19 protein-coding genes and 1 pseudogene are annotated in these 21,449 nt (G+C 41.8%); 13 read left to right on the top strand and 7 right to left on the bottom strand.

The window, feature by feature from the left end:
- Positions 1-291: 291 nt before the first annotated feature.
- Both glgA and NWP22_RS16495 read left to right on the top strand, forming a co-directional pair.
- Positions 292-1,680 carry a glycogen synthase GlgA gene (gene glgA, locus NWP22_RS16500; protein ID WP_271732523.1) on the top strand — a complete coding sequence of 463 codons (1,389 nt, stop codon included), beginning with the start codon at positions 292-294 and terminating at the stop codon, positions 1,678-1,680.
- A gap of 607 nt (positions 1,681-2,287) precedes the next feature.
- Entirely contained in the window at positions 2,288-3,148 is an 861-nt protein-coding gene (locus tag NWP22_RS16495; protein WP_271732524.1) for a peptidoglycan-binding domain-containing protein, read from the top strand.
- On the opposite strand, the gene wecB is transcribed toward NWP22_RS16495, so the two are convergent.
- Positions 3,134-4,255 (bottom strand): non-hydrolyzing UDP-N-acetylglucosamine 2-epimerase, encoded by a 1,122-nt coding sequence (wecB, locus tag NWP22_RS16490; protein WP_280802121.1) that lies wholly within the window; start codon positions 4,253-4,255, stop codon positions 3,134-3,136. The two genes, NWP22_RS16495 and wecB, sit on opposite strands and share 15 nt — an antisense overlap.
- Before the next feature lie 130 nt (positions 4,256-4,385).
- Positions 4,386-4,760 (bottom strand): hypothetical protein, encoded by a 375-nt coding sequence (locus NWP22_RS16485; RefSeq protein ID WP_271732526.1) that lies wholly within the window; start codon positions 4,758-4,760, stop codon positions 4,386-4,388.
- 621 nt (positions 4,761-5,381) lie between these two features.
- Between NWP22_RS16485 and NWP22_RS16480 the strand changes: the two genes are divergently transcribed.
- The 11 genes and pseudogenes from NWP22_RS16480 to NWP22_RS16430 all read left to right on the top strand — a co-directional run.
- A complete protein-coding gene (locus NWP22_RS16480) occupies positions 5,382-6,143 on the top strand; it encodes a circadian clock KaiB family protein (protein ID WP_280802120.1) in 762 nt (253 codons plus the stop codon).
- Between the two features lie 288 nt (positions 6,144-6,431).
- Positions 6,432-7,829, top strand: a complete 1,398-nt coding sequence (gene atpD, locus NWP22_RS16475) for a F0F1 ATP synthase subunit beta (protein WP_280802119.1) — start codon at positions 6,432-6,434, stop codon at positions 7,827-7,829.
- A 71-nt stretch (positions 7,830-7,900) separates the two neighbouring features.
- A complete protein-coding gene (locus NWP22_RS16470) occupies positions 7,901-8,305 on the top strand; it encodes a F0F1 ATP synthase subunit epsilon (protein WP_280802118.1) in 405 nt (134 codons plus the stop codon).
- Complete coding sequence (locus NWP22_RS16465; protein WP_271732530.1) at positions 8,289-8,609, top strand: AtpZ/AtpI family protein; 321 nt, start codon at positions 8,289-8,291, stop codon at positions 8,607-8,609. Before NWP22_RS16470 ends, NWP22_RS16465 begins: the two co-directional genes overlap by 17 nt.
- A 25-nt stretch (positions 8,610-8,634) precedes the next feature.
- Positions 8,635-8,925 (top strand): ATP synthase subunit I, encoded by a 291-nt coding sequence (locus NWP22_RS16460; protein ID WP_271732531.1) that lies wholly within the window; start codon positions 8,635-8,637, stop codon positions 8,923-8,925.
- Positions 8,915-9,589 (top strand): F0F1 ATP synthase subunit A, encoded by a 675-nt coding sequence (locus tag NWP22_RS16455; RefSeq protein WP_271732533.1) that lies wholly within the window; start codon positions 8,915-8,917, stop codon positions 9,587-9,589. Before NWP22_RS16460 ends, NWP22_RS16455 begins: the two co-directional genes overlap by 11 nt.
- A gap of 167 nt (positions 9,590-9,756) precedes the next feature.
- The gene (locus NWP22_RS16450) at positions 9,757-10,032 is read left to right on the top strand and encodes a F0F1 ATP synthase subunit C (RefSeq protein WP_271732535.1); all 276 of its coding nucleotides are present in this window, start codon (positions 9,757-9,759) and stop codon (positions 10,030-10,032) included.
- 18 nt (positions 10,033-10,050) lie between these two features.
- Positions 10,051-10,809: a F0F1 ATP synthase subunit B family protein gene (locus NWP22_RS16445; RefSeq protein ID WP_271732536.1), complete on the top strand. Its 759-nt coding sequence runs from the start codon at positions 10,051-10,053 to the stop codon at positions 10,807-10,809.
- 46 nt (positions 10,810-10,855) lie between these two features.
- Complete coding sequence (locus NWP22_RS16440) at positions 10,856-12,415, top strand: alternate F1F0 ATPase, F1 subunit alpha (protein ID WP_280802117.1); 1,560 nt, start codon at positions 10,856-10,858, stop codon at positions 12,413-12,415.
- Positions 12,402-13,316, top strand: a complete 915-nt coding sequence (locus tag NWP22_RS16435) for a F0F1 ATP synthase subunit gamma (protein WP_271732540.1) — start codon at positions 12,402-12,404, stop codon at positions 13,314-13,316. The genes NWP22_RS16440 and NWP22_RS16435 overlap by 14 nt, the downstream gene beginning before the upstream one ends.
- Positions 13,312-13,566, top strand: a pseudogene (locus NWP22_RS16430) (zinc ribbon domain-containing protein); the annotation flags it as partial. The gene NWP22_RS16435 and the pseudogene NWP22_RS16430, both read left to right, overlap by 5 nt.
- A gap of 45 nt (positions 13,567-13,611) precedes the next feature.
- Here the strand turns inward: NWP22_RS16430 and NWP22_RS16425 are convergent.
- From NWP22_RS16425 to NWP22_RS16405, 5 genes are all read right to left on the bottom strand, one after another.
- Entirely contained in the window at positions 13,612-15,660 is a 2,049-nt protein-coding gene (locus NWP22_RS16425) for a prolyl oligopeptidase family serine peptidase (protein ID WP_280802116.1), read from the bottom strand.
- 95 nt (positions 15,661-15,755) lie between these two features.
- Positions 15,756-17,117, bottom strand: coding sequence for an Hpt domain-containing protein (locus NWP22_RS16420; protein ID WP_280802115.1), 1,362 nt, complete (start codon positions 17,115-17,117; stop codon positions 15,756-15,758).
- 138 nt (positions 17,118-17,255) lie between these two features.
- The gene (gene tilS, locus NWP22_RS16415) at positions 17,256-18,290 is read right to left on the bottom strand and encodes a tRNA lysidine(34) synthetase TilS (RefSeq protein ID WP_271732547.1); all 1,035 of its coding nucleotides are present in this window, start codon (positions 18,288-18,290) and stop codon (positions 17,256-17,258) included.
- A 49-nt stretch (positions 18,291-18,339) separates the two neighbouring features.
- Complete coding sequence (gene ccsB, locus NWP22_RS16410) at positions 18,340-19,398, bottom strand: c-type cytochrome biogenesis protein CcsB (protein WP_271732549.1); 1,059 nt, start codon at positions 19,396-19,398, stop codon at positions 18,340-18,342.
- A gap of 151 nt (positions 19,399-19,549) precedes the next feature.
- Positions 19,550-21,277, bottom strand: a complete 1,728-nt coding sequence (locus tag NWP22_RS16405; protein WP_280802114.1) for a DUF3352 domain-containing protein — start codon at positions 21,275-21,277, stop codon at positions 19,550-19,552.
- Positions 21,278-21,449: the final 172 nt, after the last annotated feature.

Raw genomic sequence — 21,449 nt, 5'->3', positions numbered from 1 at the left:
ATTGACATAAGTGAGTTAAGAAAATCGCCCACTTGATATATAATACGATATCAGGTATTGAATTAAGACTATTGCCAACGCGAAAACCAAGCAATGATAGCGGTAGTCTTTCTTGTAAATCTTAAGAGAAATATCGCGTCTGGCTAAGGCGTGCAAGTCTACTGAGGGATAACCGCTCCCATGCTCCTGTTGAAGTAGAAAGTAAAGTCTAGCTTTGTCTAGGTTTTATATAGCAGTGCAGAACTTGATAACTCAAAACAGATAAGCATAACCGGGGAAATAAAAACTACCATGCGGATTCTATTTGTTGCAGCAGAAGCAGCTCCCGTGGCCAAAGTGGGAGGAATGGGGGATGTGGTGGGTGCATTACCCAAAATATTGAGACAAATGGGGCATGATGTCCGCATATTCTTGCCTTATTATGGCTTCCTCCCAGACAAAATGCAGATTCCTGAAACACCAATTTGGAAGGGATATGCCATGTTCCAGGACTTTGAAGTTTACGAAAGTGTTTTACCTGGTACTGACGTTCCCTTGTACTTATTCGGACATCCTGTATTTTTACCCCGCCGGATTTATAGTGGTGATGATGAGGACTGGCGGTTTACTTTTTTTGCCAATGGCGCAGCTGAATTTTGCTGGAACTACTGGAAACCACAAATTATCCACTGTCACGATTGGCACACCGGCATGATTCCGGTGTGGATGCACCAAGACCCGGATATCAGCACTGTGTTTACTATTCACAACCTCGCCTATCAAGGGCCGTGGAGATGGTATTTAGAAAAAATTACTTGGTGTCCTTGGTATATGCAGGGACATAATACCATGGCAGCAGCGGTACAGTACGCTGACCGGGTAAATACAGTTTCTCCCACTTATGCTGAACAAATCAAAACTCCTGCTTACGGCGAAACCCTAGAAGGTTTGCTATCTTTTATCAGTGGTAAATTATCCGGGATTATCAATGGTATAGACCTTGAGCTTTACGATCCCGCCACGGATAAAGCCATCAGCGAAAACTTTACTATCGATACCCTGGATAAACGCAAGGCTAACAAAATTGCTCTCCAAGAAGAAGTAGGTTTAGAAGTTAACAGCAAAGCCTTTTTAATTGGCATGGTAACACGGTTAGTAGAGCAAAAAGGTATTGATCTGGTCTTGCAAATCCTAGACCGTTTCATGGCTTATACTGATGCCCAATTCGTGCTGTTGGGAACAGGCGATCGCTACTACGAAACCCAAATGTGGCAGTTAGCATCCCGCTATCCTGGAAGGATGGCAACTTATCTGCTATATAATGATTCCCTGTCTCGTCGGATTTATGCTGGTGCTGATACTTTCTTAATGCCTAGCCGATTTGAACCCTGCGGTATCAGTCAAATGATGTCTTTGCGTTATGGTTGTCCCCCTATTGTGCGCCGTACAGGTGGACTAGTGGACACCGTATTGCACCATGACCCCATGAACGCCGCCGGTACTGGTTATTGTTTTGACCGCTATGAACCATTAGATCTGTTCACCTGTATGATCCGAGCTTGGGAAGGCTTCCGTTTCCAACCTCAATGGCAGGAATTGCAAAAACGTGGTATGAGCCAGAACTTCAGTTGGCATGAATCCGCCAAGCAGTATGTAAAGTTATATAAATCAATTTTCGGCTTACCAGAGGAAGAGGAATAGCCATTAGTGGAGTCATACTAAATCCTGATTCCATCATCAAATAATTTTCTTAACTCATGACCCAGACCCTCGGAATTAACCTGATGGTCCTGATCATGAGTTTTTTTAGTTATCTACTATAGTAGCTCAGGGCAATAAAAACATAGATTATACCACAAAATAGTACTGTTAGTTACTTAGGCAATTTTCAAACTGTGGAAGTATAGAGCAATGGCGGGCAAATTCACACTGATATTTGTTGTATTCAGTCCCTACCCTCAAGCTATCCATTACCCGGATTTTTCTCAAGATTTCTCACAGCGATGGCTCACCACTACCCTAACCCTTAATCCTCAGTTGTTCATGCTCAATAAAATGAGGTTGTTATCGATCACAATCAGTTAGGTTTTGTCAACAGTATTGTAATTTTCAAATTCTCGAAATCCTTTCGAGAACCTCAAGAAATATGTGGGTAACGCATTAGACCTTCAGGGCAGGGTTTAATCCTTTTGACTCCCCAGAATCGCAATTCTGAAGGTAATTGAAATTACAGAAAAATTAAATCCCCCGCTGCAAAAATTCTGGACAAATTCTCAATTGATTGCACAAAGGAGCAATTATGGACTACATGGCTTATTCACATATGTTTATGGCCAACGAAGAAGCAAATGAGGATCATGTTCCTAACTTTCAGTTTGAGTGGAAAAAACTCTTCATGCCTTCTGGAGTGGTTACAGCTAGAGAATATAATTTCTCCGAGAAGCAATTATACGGGCTAAATTTTCTTAAATCTTCTGCTTGGTTATTTTTAGCTGGGCTTAGTATATTTTTTGGTACAGTCAGCCACGCTCACACATCTGCAAGATCATACGTCAGTACTAACGGCAGTTGTCTGAGTGTCCGTGAACAGCCTAGCGTCAACTCTCGAATTGTAGACTGTCTTCCCAATGGTACGGAAATCAGGGATGGGCAAATTATCAATGGTTTTTCTAAGCTGTCTCGCAATAGATTTGTTTCTGCGAGATGGATTAGCAGAACACCAAATTATCGTCGTCGTAACACTCATATTACTAGTCGTGGTGTTGGTAGCTCAGTTAGTCTGAGGTTTGGATCTCGTAGTTCATCTGTGAGAGAAGTTCAACGAGCTTTAGGTGTGCAACCAACGGGATATTATGGACCTGTCACTACTCGCGCAGTCCGACAATTTCAGTCTCGCAATAACTTACCTGTTGACGGTATTGTTGGTCCCCAAACTCGTAGGGTTTTATTTGGGAATACTTACAGAAGTTCTCAGGGGAGAGGAGTTAATCTGAGATTAGGATCTCGAGGCGCATCTGTCAGAGAAGTTCAAAGAGCTTTAGGTGTGCAACCAACGGGATATTATGGACCTGTCACTACTCGCGCAGTCCGACAATTTCAGTCTCGCAATAACTTACCTGTTGACGGTATTGTTGGTCCCCAAACTCGTAGGGTTTTATTGGGGCGTTAATTCAAAATAATTTTGCACAATTTCTAAGATGCGTTCGGCTGCGTGACCGTCTCCATAAGGATTGATGGCGTTGGCCATTGCGTCATAGACCTTGGGGTTACTTAGTAAGTCTGCGGCTGCTTGAACAATTTTCTGCGCTGTGGTTCCTACAAGTTTGGCTGTACCAGCAGTTACAGCCTCTGGCCTTTCTGTAGTCTCTCGCAGAACCAATACTGGTTTTCCCAGGCTTGGGGCTTCTTCTTGCAAACCACCAGAGTCAGTTAATAAGAAATGCGATCGCCCAATTGCCCCCACTAGTTCGGCATAATCTAAAGGTTCAATTAAAAAGATGCGGGGATGATTCCCTAATAGTGCTTGTAATGGTTCTCGCACTGTGGGGTTACGGTGCAATGGTAACACCAAGGCTGTATCAGGAAACTTATCTAATATCTGTAAAAATGCTTCGGCGATCGCTTGTAATGGTTCTCCCCAGTTTTCCCGCCGATGAACTGTTGCTAGCAAGGTACGATATGAATTCCAATTTAAACCCGGTACATTACAGGCGGGTTTAGTTGCAGCTACATTTAATAGTGCATCAATAACAGTGTTACCTGTGATGTGAATTGTTCCCAAAACGCCAGAACGTTGCAAGTTCTCCGCCGCCCAGGGAGTAGGCGCAAAATGTAACTGGGTGAGTTGAGAAATCAGCCGCCGATTCCCTTCTTCTGGATATGGATTCCATAACTCGTCAGTTCTTAACCCAGCTTCTACATGAGCAACGGGGATTTTTTGGTAAAATGCTGCCAAAGCAGCGGCAAAAGCTGTCGTAGTGTCTCCCTGAACTATGACTAATTCCGGCTGACTTTTGTGAAATAATTTTTCTAATCCCTGTAAGCTGCGACAAGTAATATCATTTAAGGTTTGCTGGGGCTGCATAATTTCTAAATCATCATCAGCCTTTAGGTTGAATAACTGCATCACTTGCTCTACCATCTCGCGATGCTGTCCAGTTAAAATTAACTGTAAGTCAAATTTTGGCGAATTTTGAAATACTTGAATGACAGGAGCCAGTTTAATCGCTTCCGGACGTGTACCTAAAATAATGCCAACTTTCTTTTTAATAGTCATTTTTGCAGAATATATCATTACCTGATCACTACAAACTATAGCAATCCTATATTCAAGATCGAGAAATTAAACATGAAAAAACCCGGCTTAACCGGGCAGATGCTCTGTTTGTCGAATTGATCAGAACGAACTATACCTCAATTTCACACGTTAAAGGACAAGCAGCGTATACAGAAGAGGTCTGTATTTGCTCTCCTTCTCCATGTAACCAGCTCAACCACTTGACTTGATTGGGGTGTACACCTTTAACAGTCAACACGCCAGCAGCGATCATTACTCCCAGGACGTTCAACATAATTAAACCGCCTGATACCAGCAAAACCGCACTAACAGGCATTACAGATTGCAAGACAATTGACAATAAGCATCCGACCGTAGCCATTAAAAAGACTAATGGAAAACCGACAACCAACAAGCATACTGCCAATGTGAACGTCCAAATCAAAAAACTTTTGATCATCAAGGAGTAGGTCTTTCCTAGATTAGAGCCTTTAGCCGAAACCATGACTTTTCCTCCCAAAAATATACAGCAAGGTTTTCATTTCAGTCATATATCGTTTTTAACGACTTAACTGAATTGTTCAATTGAAGTTTAAGTATATAGAATGCTTTTCATAAGATGAGCATTTATTTACTAAACTTTACACTTCATTTTTGATAAAGATGAGTGTAAGCTCAATTTCCCTCGTGATTTGCCACCTAGTTTCTGGCCTCTATCTTCGGGAATACTTCAGAATATGACTTGGCTATGCCAGTTTTTTCCCAGTTTTAAATTCAGTCTTACTTAACATTTCTTATCAAGGTTACTACTAATTCTCATAATTCTCATAAAAGACTGAAAAGCTCCTCAGTGTTGCCGGCTGCAAACGCAACCGGCAAATCTAACGTAGATTTAGCTAAATATTATTGAGTATTGAAAATAACTAAAAAATCGATAAATTATACGGTATTTTGTGCAGCAACTATATATGAGCCAAAAAATCAGAAAAATATATAAAAATATATAAAATGACAGGGGGTTATTGCTTTTGATCAAGTCACATGGTTTCTGTGGGGATAAGTTTAGGTAGAATACAGGGTAAAAACAATCTTCTCAGTTTTGTTCTCCCTCAACCCTGTAACTAAATTGATCACTGATAAACTATCAAAACCGCAATTGTTTAAAGGTATTGCCCTTTTTACACCAGGAGGGGATTTAATTTACTGCATCGACCCTAACAAGCAGGGGCGATGGCATTTACATTTATGTGCGGCTTTGCAGGAAATCTTGGACTTACCAGAACCGCCACATTTTTTAGTGCCTTGCTATACTGCAACTATTGACCAGTGGTTAGATCCACATACTCACCAAGTCAGAACATTTGCTGAAGCCTATCCATCTGTTATGCGACATCAGGCTCTACTGAATGCCATTTTTGGCACGGATTTAGTTTGGCAAACAGCACCTTGGCAAGAGGGATTGTGCGATCATATGGTCTTAGCAACTTATCGCTCCACCTTTCCCCAACTTTGGCAAGACCATGATTTAATAGTCAATTTGGACTCCTCCCAAGCTCAAGTACAGTCTGATATATCTATGAACCTTACACAAAGCTTACAGTTACAAGCAGAATGTTATGTTTTGCGGCTGTTTGTGGCTGGACATAGTTTGAACACACAACGCATTCTTCAGAATCTGCACGGACTTTTGGAGCGATCGCTGGGGTATCCTTACACCATGAAAGTGATTGATGTTTTAACCAATCCAGAACAGGCGGAAATTGATCAAGTTTCTGCCACACCCACTCTGGTTAAGGTTTGGCCGCAACCAATTCGGCGCATTGTTGGGGATATAGATAATGTAGACAAACTGTTACAGATGTTAGGCGCTACAGATAAACAATATTAACACTAAAAAAACATTTTCACTCATCTAACTAAAAGAGGACATCCCGACCGTCGAAAGAGCCACATCTGGAGTGGAGACAGCAAAGAGTTTATTTGTCAGGGTGGGTTAACAGGTATGGTATAATTGCTTGTTAAGCAGCATATTAGTAAACTCGCCTCCACTGCTAGAATCAAGGATGAATGTGTGTTGACACAGGGGAGTGTGAATATCTGGTGTTTTTCAGGAAGCACCAAGTAGATAACTACGCCACGAGCAGAAAGATAGAAATAATTCCCAGGGATTAAATTGATGCAGCAAACTGTAGATTGGTGTCCAGTTAATCAGGGTCAAGTTGTTTCCGTTCGCGGGAGTATTATTGATATTCTATTTGATCAACAGCTTCCCGATGTTTATACCCAGTTGTTAGCGGGGGAAAATTACAGCGTGGTCATAGAGGTGATGAGTCACATTGACGATCAGACCGTGCGCGGAATTGCTTTGACACCAACATCAGGTTTAGCCCGAGGTTCTTTGGTAACCAATACGGGACATCCCCTACAGGTTCCAGTGGGAAAACGACTGCTGGGGAGAGTGTTCAATGTCTTTGGCCAGACAATTGATCGCAAACCAGAGATATCCGGGGGAGAATGGCGATCGCTTCATCAGTCCCCTGTACCCCTAATTGAGCAGTCAACAAATTCAGAAATTTTGGAAACTGGGATTAAAGCTATTGATATTCTCGCACCTTTAGAACGAGGTGGGAAGGCAGGATTATTTGGCGGTGCAGGTGTGGGTAAAACTGTCTTGATTACTGAGATGATTCACAACATAGTCAGGGAGTATCACGGAATTAGTCTGTTTTGTGGAATTGGTGAACGAAGCAGGGAAGCAGAAGAACTCTATCGAGAGATGCAAGAGGCTGGTGTATTAGAGAATACTGTCATGATTTTTGGTCAGATGAATGAACCCCCCGGGGCGAGATTTCGTGTAGGACAAGCAGCGCTGACCATGGCTGAATATTTCCGCGATGATCTTAAACAAGATGTGTTCTTATTGATTGATAATATTTTTCGGTTTATCCAAGCGGGACAAGAAGTTTCCGGTTTAATGGGGCGCATCCCCTCCCGGGTTGGTTACCAACCCACCCTAGAAACAGAACTAGCTCAATTACAAGAACGCATCGCCAACACCCCCAGCGCCGCCATTACCTCCGTACAAGCTGTATATGTTCCCGCAGATGATTTTACTGACCCCGCAGCAGTTCACACCTTTGGTCATTTATCAGCATCACTTGTGCTGTCTCGTAAACGTGCTAGTGAGGGATTTTATCCAGCAGTTGACCCCTTAAAGTCCAACTCGAAAATGCTGACACCGCCAATAGTGGGAAACCACCACTACCAGATAGCTCAAGCTGTGAGACAAACCTTAGCAAACTACGAAGACCTTAAAGATATTATCGCCATTTTAGGCATAGAAGAACTTTCAGCTAGTGATCGCCAAACAGTCAACCGCGCCAGACGACTAGAAAGATTTTTAACTCAACCTTTCTTCAGTACAGAACAGTTTACAGGGAAACAAGGCAAACTAGTCAGTTTAGAAGCTGCACTTGCAGGATGCGATCGCATTCTCAATGATGAATTTGCTGATCATCCAGAGCGCTCACTTTACATGATTGGTACAGTTGATGAATTAAGAAATAATTATTAATTATTTATTTATTAACTTGTTATCTACTCTGGCTTTGTGTACTTAGTTATTTCTTATACTATATAACAAGTATGAAAATAAAAATCCTCCTCCCTACACAGATTCTTTTAGAAGAACCAGCCACAAAAATCAACGCCGAAGCTGAAAACGGCGCTTTTGGCATACTACCAAATCATATAGACTTTGTAACTGCCCTAGTCCCCAGTATATTATCCTTTGTAACACCACAAGGACAAGAAAATTTTCTGGCTGTAGATCAAGGAATTTTAGTCAAATGTGGTAACCAAGTCCTGATATCAACTAGACAAGCCATCAGAGGTAATAATTTAGAAACATTACAACAAACAGTAGAAACAGAATTTAAAAAATTGAATGAAAAACAAAAAATGGCGCGTTCCGCCGCAGCTAAATTAGAAATTAGTTTTATGCGTGGTCTTGTAAAAGTAGGAAGTGCAAACAGTGAAGCACCCACATAAATCATTACCAAAAAAACGCCATAAATCAGACAGAGAATTTCAACAGCAGATAAAAAGCAAATTAGCCCGGAAATTGGCAGCGCAAAGACAAAAAGACGAAAGTATATGGTTTAATCTAGGCATGATCGGTCTTGTGGGATGGTCGATCACCATTCCCACATTACTTGGTATTGCCCTAGGCATTTGGATTGATAAAACATCGACTAGCCAATACTCCTGGACATTAATGATGCTATTTATAGGGCTGATACTCGGCTGTCTCAACGCCTGGTTCTGGGTACAACAGCAAAGCACAAATCAATAGAGATAGAAAAAAATTAACTAACATCATGAACAATATTTTATATTTATTCATCGCCTTACCATTGGGATTTACCTTGGGAATTTTCTATTTTGTGAGTTTATGGTTAACAGTAAGACAAATACCCACAACCCAATGGCCATTTCGCTTAATTGTCGGTAGTTTATTTGGTCGCCTCAGTATCACTATACTCGGGTTATATCTGATTATGGATGGAAACTGGCAACGAGTCCTAATTGCCCTATTAGGGTTCTTACTGTCCCGTATCATCTTCATGCATTTTTGGCAACAAAAACAGGAATCTAACTATGGAAATTAGTCCTGATAATCTAATTTTTTGGCAATGGAAATTCATCAAGATTAATGCCACCATTGCATTTACTTGGCTGGTAATGATTCTCTTAGTTGTGGTATCTTGGATGATCACCCGTAACCTAAAAGTGAAACCACCAATTTCACCTTGGCAAAACTGCCTAGAAATAATTATAGATACCATCAACCAGCAAATTAGAGAAGTTAGTCAACAAGAACCAAATCAATATTTGCCTTTTGTCGGTACTTTGTTTCTGTTTATAGCTGTCGCTAATATACTGACTATTGTCCCTGGTTATCAAGTTCCCACAGGTTCCCTCTCTACTACAGCGGCCTTAGCTCTGTCTGTCTTTGTAGCTGTGCCCTTGTTTGGGATTCTCAATCGAGGTTTATTAGGTTATCTCAGAAATTATATTCAGCCTACACCTTTAATGTTGCCTTTCAATATTATTAGCGAATTCTCCCGGACTCTGGCTTTAGCTGTGCGCTTGTTTGGTAATATTATGAGTGGTTCTATGTTAGTGGCTATTTTGCTTTCTCTTGTGCCTTTATTTTTTCCGATTATAATTAGGTTATTGGGGCTGTTAATTGGGATTATTCAAGCATATATTTTCGCAATTTTGGCTATGGTATATATTGCCTCTGCAACTCGGGCTTATAGGGGAAGGTAGGAAGTAAATTGTAATCTATTTGTCCAAAGATATAGCCTTTTTCAGGCTCATGAAGTACACACCTATTCCCTATTCCCTATTCCCTGTTCCCTGTTCCCTGTTCCCTCAAACTAAAAAAAAATGTACCTCACGAGCATGGTAAATGCTATATACACAGATAAACACAGATGAATATTGATAATATTGGTTTGATTGGTATGGTTTCTATTATTATTGCTGGCTTGACTATTGCAATTGGTTCGGTTGGTCCGGCTATTGCTGAAGGTTGGGCAGTGGCCAGGGCTTTGGGCGCAATAGCTCAACAACCAGACCAAGCTAATACTATTACTCGCACTTTATTTGTGGGTTTGGCAATTATTGAGTCTACGGCTATTTATTGTTTTGTGGTATCAATGATTTTGATTTTTGCTAATCCTTTTTGGGATTATTTTACTAGCAAATAATTCAGGGTGAGATTATCTATGCTGATTGATTGGTTTACAGTCATCGCTCAAATTATCAACTTCCTAATTTTAGTTTTTTTGCTGTGGCGGTTTTTGTACAAACCCATAACTAAAACTATGGCAGAACGCCAGCGAAAAATTACCAATCGCTGGGAAGAAGCACAATTAAAACAGGAAGAAGCAGAACAAGAAGCTCAATTATATCGCCGACAGCAACAAGAATTAAATGAACAACGTGCTACTTTAATCAATCAAGCTAGAGCCACAGCCGACGAAGAACGTCAAAAATTAATCCACCAAGCGCGCCAAGAAATTGAATCGATGCAGATAAGATGGCGGGAAGCAATTGAGCGGGATCAAGATGAATTTTTAACAAGTTTGCGCCAACAAGTACAGGAACAAACCTATGCAATTACCCGCCGTGCTTTGCAAGATTTAGCAGATGCAAGTTTAGAACAACAAGTGATCAAGGTATTTTTAAATCGTCTGCAAAAAATAGATAGAACAGAAATTCAAACACTGGTAAACCAATCATCGCCAGAAATTGTTATTTATAGCAGTTTTGATATTTCCCCACCTGAGCGAGCAAAAATTGTTAATACCTTGGAAGCCCAACAAATCAGTCAAGATAAAAATATCAAATTTACCATATCCTCAGATAACATCTGCGGTATAAAACTACAAATATCCAATTATCAAGTTTCCTGGACATTCAACGACTACCTAGAAACCCTCTCAGAAGAATTCTCCGCCATCATCAAACAAAGCACGAATTAAAATTATCCTCCTTTTCGCCACTGTGCCTCCACGTGAGACAAATCTCATGAACAAACAACAGTCCTTACAAACAGTCCTAAATAATACCTTTACAAACCTGAAACAAGTATTAGATAACCACCAACCCCAGATAAAAACTTGTGAAATTGGCATAGTTAAATCCGTATATCAAGGAATTGCCAACGTATCGGGTTTATCCAGCGTCAAAGCCGATGAACTATTACGCTTTTCGGGGGATGTATTAGGAATTGCTTTTAACTTAGATGCTACGGAAATTGGTGTTATATTATTAGGTAATAGTACACACATAGCCGCCGGACAAGAGGTACAACGCACTCACAGAGTTTTAGATGTACCTGTCGGCGAAACACTTTTGGGACGTGTACTAGATGTTACAGGCAATCCCCTGGATAATCAAGGTGAAATTAAGTATACAGAACGTCTTCCTGTGGAAAGACAAGCCGCAGCAATTATGGATCGTGCCCCCGTAACAGTACCTTTACAGACAGGTATAAAAGTGATTGATGCTTTGGTGCCTATTGGTAGGGGACAACGAGAGTTAATTGTAGGCGATCGCCAAATTGGTAAAACTGCGATCGCCACAGACACTATAATCAATCAAAAGCACAAAAATGTCATTTGCATTTACTGCGCCATTGGTAAACGAGCCTCAGCCGTAGCCAAGGTAATAGCCGACCTACGCAACCATAACGCCATGGAATATAGCATTGTCGTAGTAGCATCTGGGGAAGATCCGCCGGGATTACAATATATCACCCCCTACGCCGCCACAACAATTGCTGAGTACTTCATGGAACAAGGCCGGGATGTATTAATTGTCTACGATGATTTAACCCATCACGCCTGGGCGTATCGGGAACTCTCACTGTTATTACGCCGCCCCCCTGGGAGAGAAGCCTATCCTGGTGACATTTTCTACATTCACTCCCGACTATTAGAACGTGCTACCCACCTGCGAGAAGAACTTGGGGGTGGTTCACTCACTGCATTACCAATTGTGGAAACCCAAGCGCAGAACATTTCTGCATATATTCCCACTAACTTAATTTCTATCACCGATGGACAGATTTATTTATCTCCCGACTTGTTTCAAAAAGGTATTTTACCCGCAGTGGATGTAGGTAAGTCAGTTTCCAGAGTCGGTGGAAAAACCCAGTTACCAGCCTATAGCGCTGTAGCTGGAGATTTACGGCTGTCTTACTCACAATTTCAGGAAGTCGAGGTTTTTGCTCGCTTTGGTACACAGTTAGATGAAGAAACCCGCCACACCTTGGAACGGGGGAGACGTGTGCGAGAAATATTCAAGCAGTCCCAGTATCAACCCTTACCTGTAGAAGAACAGATTGCTGTCTTGTTAGCTGTAACTGAGGGTATTTTTGACGACATCCCACTAGATAAAATTGAGGAAGCGGCTAGAGCAGTTCGCCAAAAAGTTACAGAACAATTACCCCAAGTGAGCGATCGCATTCAAGGAGGTGAAAAGCTCAGAGATGAAGATAAAAACGCTTTGTTAAATCTAGTCCAACAGGCCATAGCTTTTTTGCACCCCCACCAGTCCGAGGAATCAGAAAATGCCCACAATTGAATCATTATTAGCTCAAATTGGTACTGTTCAAGATTTACAGTCTGTAGTCAAAACCATGAAAGCCCTCGCCGCTGTCAATATCAGACAATATCAAACAGCTGTAGAATCCTTAGCTGACTATAACCGCACCATCGAGATGGGATTACAAATTGTCCTCAAACAGCGATATTTTTGTCAACAACGGAGTATATTAGCATCTGCAACCACCAGCAAATCATCTCATAATTCTATAGCTGTAATTATATTTGGCTCAGACCAAGGCCTGTGCGGTCAATTTAATGAGCGAATAGTATCTTATGCTGTGCAACAACTCAATGAGTTACAGCCACACAGCATCAAAATTGCCGCTGTGGGAACGCAGTTAATCTACCCCTTAGAAGCATTAGAAAAAAGCATCACAGACCAATTTTCTCTACCTAATTCTCTGAGCCAAATCACTTCTATCGTGCAGGAAATGTTGCTGACCATCGAACAATGGCAAACACAGCAACAACTCCAGCAGATTATTTTGTTTTACAACAAATCTCTTTCTGGTGCATCCTATCGCCCCACGAGTTTACAGCTTTTACCTGTTGACCCCCATTGGTTGCACAATTTAGAAACCAAAGCTTGGCCTACCCCAGTATTACCAAGTTTTACCATCGATGAAAATCAATTATTTTCCGCATTAGTCCGCGAATATTTATTTATATCTTTATACCGTGCCTTTGCTGAATCTTTAGCCAGTGAAAACGCCAGTCGCCTTTCTTCAATGCAAGCTGCACAAAAGAATATCGCCGAACGGTTATCAGACCTTAATGCTGAGTATCGCCGCCAACGTCAAAGTTCTATTACTGCTGAACTCCTCGATATAGTCTCAGGTTTTGAGGCTTTAACTGGATCACAGGGGACTAAACTCTAACTGTGGTAACCATAGGCATAAAATGCCACTGAAAAACCGTGTTTATGTCTGTCCTGAGTGTGGACACACTGAAGACAGAGATTTAAACGCAGCCAAAAATATTGACCGGTGGTTTGAGAATATTTTTATTCCTGAACGGTCAGAAACGGTAAGCTTTACCGGGATTGCTTGCGGAGCGGACAAACCCCTGAGAAGTCATTCTCAGACCGCGATGAAACAAGAAGTTAACGCTAAAACTACCAGTGGGTAGTTTTGGGTAAGTTTAACCGAGCGGTTAAATAGGAAATATGACAACTTACAAAATAACCCTCAAAGTCTGCACCAAAAACGCCCACTTATCTGCTGCTTCTTCAATCATCTTCTGTGTGGGTTTACCCGTCCCATGTCCGGCTTTCGTCTCAATTCTAATTAACACTGGTGCATCACTCGCTTGACTAGCTTGCAAAGTTGCGGCAAATTTGAAACTATGAGCAGGAACAACGCGGTCATCATGGTCTGCTGTAATAATTAAAGTTGCAGGGTAAACCGTCCCTGGTTTGAGGTTATGTAGTGGCGAATAACTATATATTGTTTGAAATTCCTCTGGGTTATCTGGTGAACCATATTCACTAGTCCAAGCCCAGCCAATGGTAAATTTATGAAATCGCAACATATCCATTACCCCCACCGCTGGTAAAGCTGCACCAAACAACTCAGGACGCTGAGTCATACAAGCACCCACCAGTAACCCGCCATTACTAGCACCGGCGATCGCTAATTTCCCAGTTTGTGTATAACTGTTATCAATCAACCACTCCGCCGCCGCAATAAAATCATCAAAGGTATTTTGCTTTTTCGCCCTCATTCCCCCTTGGTGCCATTCTTCGCCATACTCCCCACCACCGCGTATATTTGGCAGAGCATAAACACCACCCATCTCCATCCATACCAATATGCTCACAGAAAAATCAGGAGTCATTGAGACATTAAAACCGCCGTAAGCGTAGAGGTAAGTGGGATTATTACCATCTAATTTAATGTCTTTTTTATGAGTAATAAACATTGGTACTGTAGTACCATCCTTACTACTGTAGAATACTTGTTTAGTTTCATAATCCTCTGGATGAAAATCCATTTGTGGCTGACGGAAAACCTCACTTTTACCCGTCGCCATGTTGTAGCGATAAATCGTTTCTGGTACAGTGAAGCTGGTAAAACTATAAAAAGTTTCAGTATCATTGCGCTTGCCACTAAAAGCACCTGCTGAACCAACTCCAGGTAATTCTACCTCACGCACTAATGTGCCATTCAGATCAAAAATTTTAATTTGAGTACGTGCATCTTGGAGGTAGTGAACAACAAATTGATTATTGATAATTTTCGCACTTTCCAAAGTTGCGGCAGATTCAGGGATAATTTCTTGCCAACTTTCTTGAGCAGGGTTTTCGGTATCAATAGCAATTAATCTGCCCCGTGGAGCCTTGAAATCTGTACGAAAATAAAAGACGCTCTCATCATTTTCAATAAAACTATAATTAGCTTCAAACTGGTTAATTAGTTCTACAACTTCGGCATGGGTGTTATTTAAATCCTTGTAGAAAACTAAATTTCTCACATCAGTTCCCACCCAAACATAAATAATTAAATAATTGCCATCTTCAGTTACTTCAGCACTAAAACCCCATTCCTTTTGGTCGTCACGATGGTAAATTAACACATCTTCAGATTGGGTAGTACCTAGTTGATGATAATAAAGCTTTTCATAATAATTCACATCTTCTAATTTAGTTTTTGCATTTGGTTCATCGTAACAACAGTAGAAAAAACCTTGGTTATCCTTTGTCCAGGAAGCACCAGAAAATTTAATCCACTTCAGATGATCTGGGAGGGTTTCGCCTGTTTCCACATCACAAACTTTCCACTCTTGCCAATCTGAACCAGATATAGATATACCATAAGCTACAAGTTGACCATTCTCACTAATGGCTAATCTTGAAAGGGCAATAGTACCATCGCTTGAGAGTTTGTTAGGGTCCAGTAAAACTCTAGGTTCACCATCAAGGCTTTTTAGGGTGTAGAGGACGCTTTGATTTTGCAGTCCATCGTTTCTGACATAAAAGTAGTTATTACCTTTTTTACATGGTGTACCATACTTTTCATAATCCCAAAGTTTAGTCAGGCGTTGTTTAATTTTCTCCCTAGCAGGAATTTCTCTTAAGTAATTAAAAGTAACTTGATTTTCAGCCGCAATCCATCTGCGGGTTTCTGCTGAGTCCGGTTCTTCTAACCAACGGTAAGGATCTGTAACTAAAGTCCCATGGTAGTTATCAACTTGATCACTTTTGTTGCTGATTGGGTAAGACATAAGCAATCAAAACTTAAAAAAAATGGTAAATTTATATAAAACATAAAACGAAAGTTATCAGATATCCTCTTCCTAAGCCGCTACACCCCTAAGGGTTAGTAGGAGAGGATATTAACAAAAGATCCCAAATCAGCTAAACCGCCGTCCCTAAAATCTATTTCACTCAGAGTGCTAATCTCTAAAATTTTGTCTTGTGGACAGGTTTTATCTGGAACTAAATCAGCGGGAATATTTAACTCGGCTAACCCTACCTGATGATTCTGGTCAATATCACTCATATCTGTGTTTTCTTGAGCATCCCCCAATAACACCGGGGTACAAGCACTATTTTCTGTGTCCTTTTGACAGTTATCCGAGAGTTCAGTTAAGCTGGTTATGATGTCTGTAAGCTTTATAATACCAGGATTATTAGCACAATCATCTGTATTGGAGTCTAATTTATCCTCTGCTGTGGGTTGTTCTACATATACAAGCTGGTGAAAGTCCTCAGACTGTAATAACTCCAGTTGTTCCAAGTTCAACAGGGCTATTAATTGCTCACTAGTTGCAATCTCGGTTTCTCTACCTTGGAGAACTAGTTCTTGGGCTTGTTTGATTTCGGTAACGACAATTTTGGCTAGGGTGAGATAGCTATTGTCAGGGTTAGCGATCGCATTCGCCGCTGCTTGACATAATCTACACCAGTGAGGAAAATTTTGCCTCCGGCCAATTTCTACCAACTGCTGACAACATTGCTGGAGATGTAGCCGAGATTCGGGTGTTTTGTTTTTCTTAAACAGTTGCAACATTTCCCGCACTTTTTGTAACACCTGCGGGTGAAATTCATCCCCATAGTCCTTAGCTACCGTGCCTAAGAACGAATGTTGTTTTGAAAATCCTCCAGACGGGGGTGATTGTTTGGATGTAGTTTCGCTGTATTCTTGCACATAAGGAATATCCACCCACGCTATCACCTCAGTCAGTCGGCTGACAATATCCTCCGCGGTTATTTCTACTTCTGTTCGAGTGTTTTCCTTTGCCAGTCTAGTACTGTTTTGTTTGAGAAGCAATTCCAGATGCTCATACAGCCCTTGAAATTCCGCAGCACTTTCTGATACCCGAGTATTAAGCGTCTCTTCTGATAGAGCCTGGGAACTACCACATAAATCTTCTAATAGTACCTTTAAGGTATTACATACATTGAGAAATAAAGATGTTAACTTCTCGTCAACCTGAACCGGATGTTCTTGAAGAACTTTAAAACAATCTTCTAGACGGTGGGATGTATGTTCAATGCTAATTAGCCCTAGCATACCCGCCCTTCCTGTGAGCCAATGAGCCGCCTGGGAAATTTCGTTGACCATTTCCGGGTTATTCAAGGTATTTTGGATATCGACTAACCCCTGCTCAATTGTATTCACATGGTCTCTAGCTTCTTCTATGAAGTAACCTAAAACTGGCTGTTGTTCCCGCAGCATAATAAAAGTTCTGAGTGCTGATTGGTTTTTGCTGATTTAGTTGGATTCTAGGATTACCACTAGGATGTTTGGTGAAACTACCCGGCGTTTTACCCAATTTCATCCTACCTAGCTTTAAGGCCCAGAGAGTAAATAAGTTCAGTGGAGACGCGATTCATCCCGTCTATTATACACAGCGAGGCAAATCCAATCCCCTTGGACTTGGGCGATGGCACCCCCAGGAAATGGATCTGTTTGTGAACGGTTTGGTGCTATAATTAACGCTGTTAATTTTTCAATGTGTTCAAAACTCGGAGGCTCACTGAGAATATTTTGTAATATTTGTCTCATTACGCGACGTTGCAGCGCTAATGGTGCTTTCTGTAATACCCGCCGATTCAACCTTAAATCAGTCCAATTTCCTTCATTACTGCTGCTGTGCGCATCTGGTCTCCCTATAGCTTCTTCCCTTAACTTGTCAGCTGCTTGCTCTAAGTATTCCACTTCCCCTTGTAATAGTTCTGCTGTTTGGGCTAAGGCGAATTCTACTTTGGGATTGAAATTTGCTTGTAAATATGGGATTAATTCTTGGCGAATGCGGTTGCGGGCATATTTGACATCTTGATTAGTGATATCTTCCCAGACTGGGAGATGAAAGTCTTGACAAAATTTCTCTGTTTGTTGGCGAGTAATTTCTAAAAGCGGACGAATTAGTAAAACATCTGCTGTGAGTGGTCTTTGCCAAGTAAGTGCTTGTAACCCATCAGCACCTGTGCCGCGAATTAAGTTGTAAAGCAGAGTTTCTGCGCGATCGCTGGCGGTGTGTCCTGTAACAATATACTGGTAACTATTTCCTTGGGCGATGGCAGTTAAAGCTTGATACCGCCAATTACGAGCCGCCGCTTCACTCTTTAAAGGTTCCCTAGCTGTTGCTAAATAAAAGCATATACCCCAACTTCTAGCTAATTTTTCCACATGATGGGCATTAGCTTCAGAATCGCTACGCCAGCGATGATCACAGTGGGCGATCCCTAAATCCCATTCACCCTTGGGTTGTAAATCTGACAGTAACTTGATTAAACACAGAGAATCTTGCCCACCAGAAACCGCTACTAATAGCCTCTGATGACGCTCAAATAAGTGGCGCGAGCGAATCGTACGATGTATTTTTGCGTGTAGGGCAGTCCATACCATTTGATCTTCTGTTTTACCTCCTCCCTTAGCGGGAGGAGTTAGGGGATAATTAAAAAAACCAACCGTAAGAATGCAAACCTTTACCTAAAAGATTCACACCCAAATAGCAAATCCAGACGACCACAAAACCACTGGCGGCTAAAATGGCCGGGCGACGACCTTGCCAACCGCGAGTAATGCGGGCGTGGAGATAGGCCGCAAAAACTAACCAGGTAATTAACGCCCAGGTTTCTTTGGGATCCCAACTCCAGTAAGACCCCCAAGCTTCGTTAGCCCACACCGCACCGGCAATAATACCAATCGTAATCAGAGGAAATCCTAGTCCAATGACGCGATAGCTCATATTGTCTAAGGTTTCAGCTAGGCTCAGGCGCTGTGGTGATAGTAGTTCCCCAGCAGTTACTACCTTGGCAGACTCAGTAACCGTGACTAAATTTAAAACCGCCGTATGACCGTTACCATTGTTGTTATTTTCAAAGGGAGCAAAGCCATTACTTTCTACCGGCGGTGTCCCCGCTTGGGAAGTTAGCTCCCCTGCTTTATGCAAGCGGTAGCCGTTACTGCGATAACCGCCATTACCTACAGAACTGCCTTGTAGTTGAATATTTTCACCGCGAGTCACTATGAGAAAGGCGATCGCTAGTAGTGATCCTACCATCAAAGCGGCATAACTCAACATCATTACACTGACGTGCATCATCAGCCAGTTGGACTTGAGAGCAGGTACTAAAGGTTCTGCTGATTGCATTTCTGATGGTAAGGTGAGAGCAGCAAAAGCAGTAATCCCCATTGCTACCGGGGCAGTAACAACTCCTACTAAGCGGCTGTGACTAGTGTTCTCCGCAAACAGATGCACTGCGGTAATACCCCACACCAAGAAAAATAGCGATTCATACAAATTACTGAGGGGAAAATACCCCGCTTCTATCCATCGCGCCCCTAGCAGGGTGGCTATACACAAATTGGCGATCGCCATACCCCCAGTCCCCAAAGTAGCAAGTGCGGGCAGATTGGGAAAGGCAGCACCTCCCCAATACACCAGCATTGTGAGAAATAATACAGCAAAACTGGCATTGTCCAACCAGTTCTGGAGTTCAACCAGATTCATAAAGTGTTCTCCCCAGTTGATTCCTTAAAATAATCATTCTGACTGTTCTGATCCTATCGGCTTAGGAGACTCATTGGACATGCTTTTTAGTCCCCCTTGGTGCATTAAACCCTTGCTACCCATACTGCCAGCAAATCACCCTTGAGACTACCTAGCCGGTACCTTTTGTCTCACCTTTTTTCAGTATTATAAAAATTTCATAGCGCATACTGCGATCATCGCTGACAGCAGATGTTACGCCAATTGATTGTGTGGCATCTAGAAAACTTTGTTGCTGAGGAAATACAGTGTTTAATGTGAAGTTTTGTACACTCCTTTCCATATCCAAGAAAAATCTTCCATTGGGATGGAGTTGTACAGGAACCGTTTCTTGAAATGTCGCACTACTAGCTAGTGTTTGATCAGGTTTAGGCATAATTTTATCTGTGATGGGAGCCCCCACTACCAAAAAAGCAATATCGTCATCTAACCAACCATGGGTAGCAGTTAACGTATTAAAGGGTGTAATCCAGTTAATAACCGGTTTACCTGCAACTGTACTCGGTTGAATCTGGAACTGATATTGGTTTTGCATCACCTCATCCAGCTTCTTCAAAGATGCTTCAGCTGACTTACGCAGGCTTTTCCCGTTAGAGGCATCTCTTGCTTGTACCATGAGTAACAACCCAGCTCGGAAATCCTGAGAATAATCTTCATTTGAGCTATTGGGAATCACCGAAACAGAAAACTCACCTCGCATCCAACTGAGAAAATCTTTATCTAAATCTAATCCGGTAAGTGACTTGACACCACCTCGCAATTGTTCCGGTGATATGGGCGCAAGAGGGTTTTTTTGTGATGTTAAAACGTAGTCTGCCCACAAACTTTGTAAGTTTCTGTGAGACAGCATCATTAATGTGTCCGCAGGTAACCGGTTTTGCATGGTTTCGGCGGTCTTCTCCACTTTTAGCACACGCTGACTCTGAGAATTTCGCCACGAAATACCCCTGATCCTTATTCCTGCAGGTTCCAAAGTCAGAGACCCGGCTAAACCTTGGTTATTTTGCAGTTGAGTTAAAACTTGAGCAGGTAAAGGACTGTTGGGAGCAACAGCAGCTAGTTTGGCGGCTATTGGTACATTCAGATAAAACTGAGCAAAGGGGTGATGATCAGAAATTTTCCGCAAATTATCCCTAAAACCCTCTACTGTTGCTAGGGATGCTTTACCTTGATATGTATCAATGGCTCGTTCTGTGGCTTGGGGATCATCAGTGAGCACTAGAAACCTTTGATCTACTAATGCGGCTGAAAGCTTTTCCCCTGATTGACTATCAGTTTGTCTAATGGTAATTCCTTGATAAGTATGCTCAGTCCATTTACCTTGTTTCAGGGTTTTGGGTTCTGCCAAGATGCTGTTGGCTGCTTCTAGGTTTTTGACCGGTAATACCATCACCATGGACTGCAGCGCTATAGCACCATCGCCATGCTTGTTTAAAGGTTTGATCCCTGGTTGAATTTTTGGGGGCGAGAGAATTGCTAGGGTGACTTGATCGCCTACCCAAGGGGCGATGTCTTTCTGGAACTCATAACCATTCTCACTCAAAAAGCGATCGCGCAACTGCACTAAATTTTTAGTGATTTCTGCTTGGGTTTCTTTTGTTCCCAACTCCTGTAATTGTTGCCATTGTTTGGGATCTGTGGTTAAAGAAACCGTAAACAGGGCATCTTGAGGGATAATATTTACACCCACTGGCAAGCCTCTAGAAGATGTTTGCCTCTGGCTTAAAAACCAGTATGCTGCACCTCCCACACCAATTAAGAATCCAGCAGCCAATAGTGTCAGCAGCACAGATGGTTTCTTAGTATGATTTTTAATCACAGATACAATAGGCAGCGTCATCGAAACCTATACCTCATCCTTTGCTAAATTGAGTAGAGTTTGTGAAATTATAGACAAATCTACAAAGTCACTTTACCAGGGGTAAACCTGATTGGAGTTACTCCTAACCCCTCTATCCCGTCTGCAAAAGCGTTCAGGACTGCTTTTCTTAATATGTTGTACGCCCCATTTA

This window comes from Anabaenopsis tanganyikae CS-531, assembly GCF_029891675.1.
GTDB lineage: Bacteria > Cyanobacteriota > Cyanobacteriia > Cyanobacteriales > Nostocaceae > Anabaenopsis > Anabaenopsis arnoldii.
The sequence above is the reverse complement of the archived record's forward strand: the minus strand, read 5'-3'. Positions and strand labels throughout refer to the sequence as shown.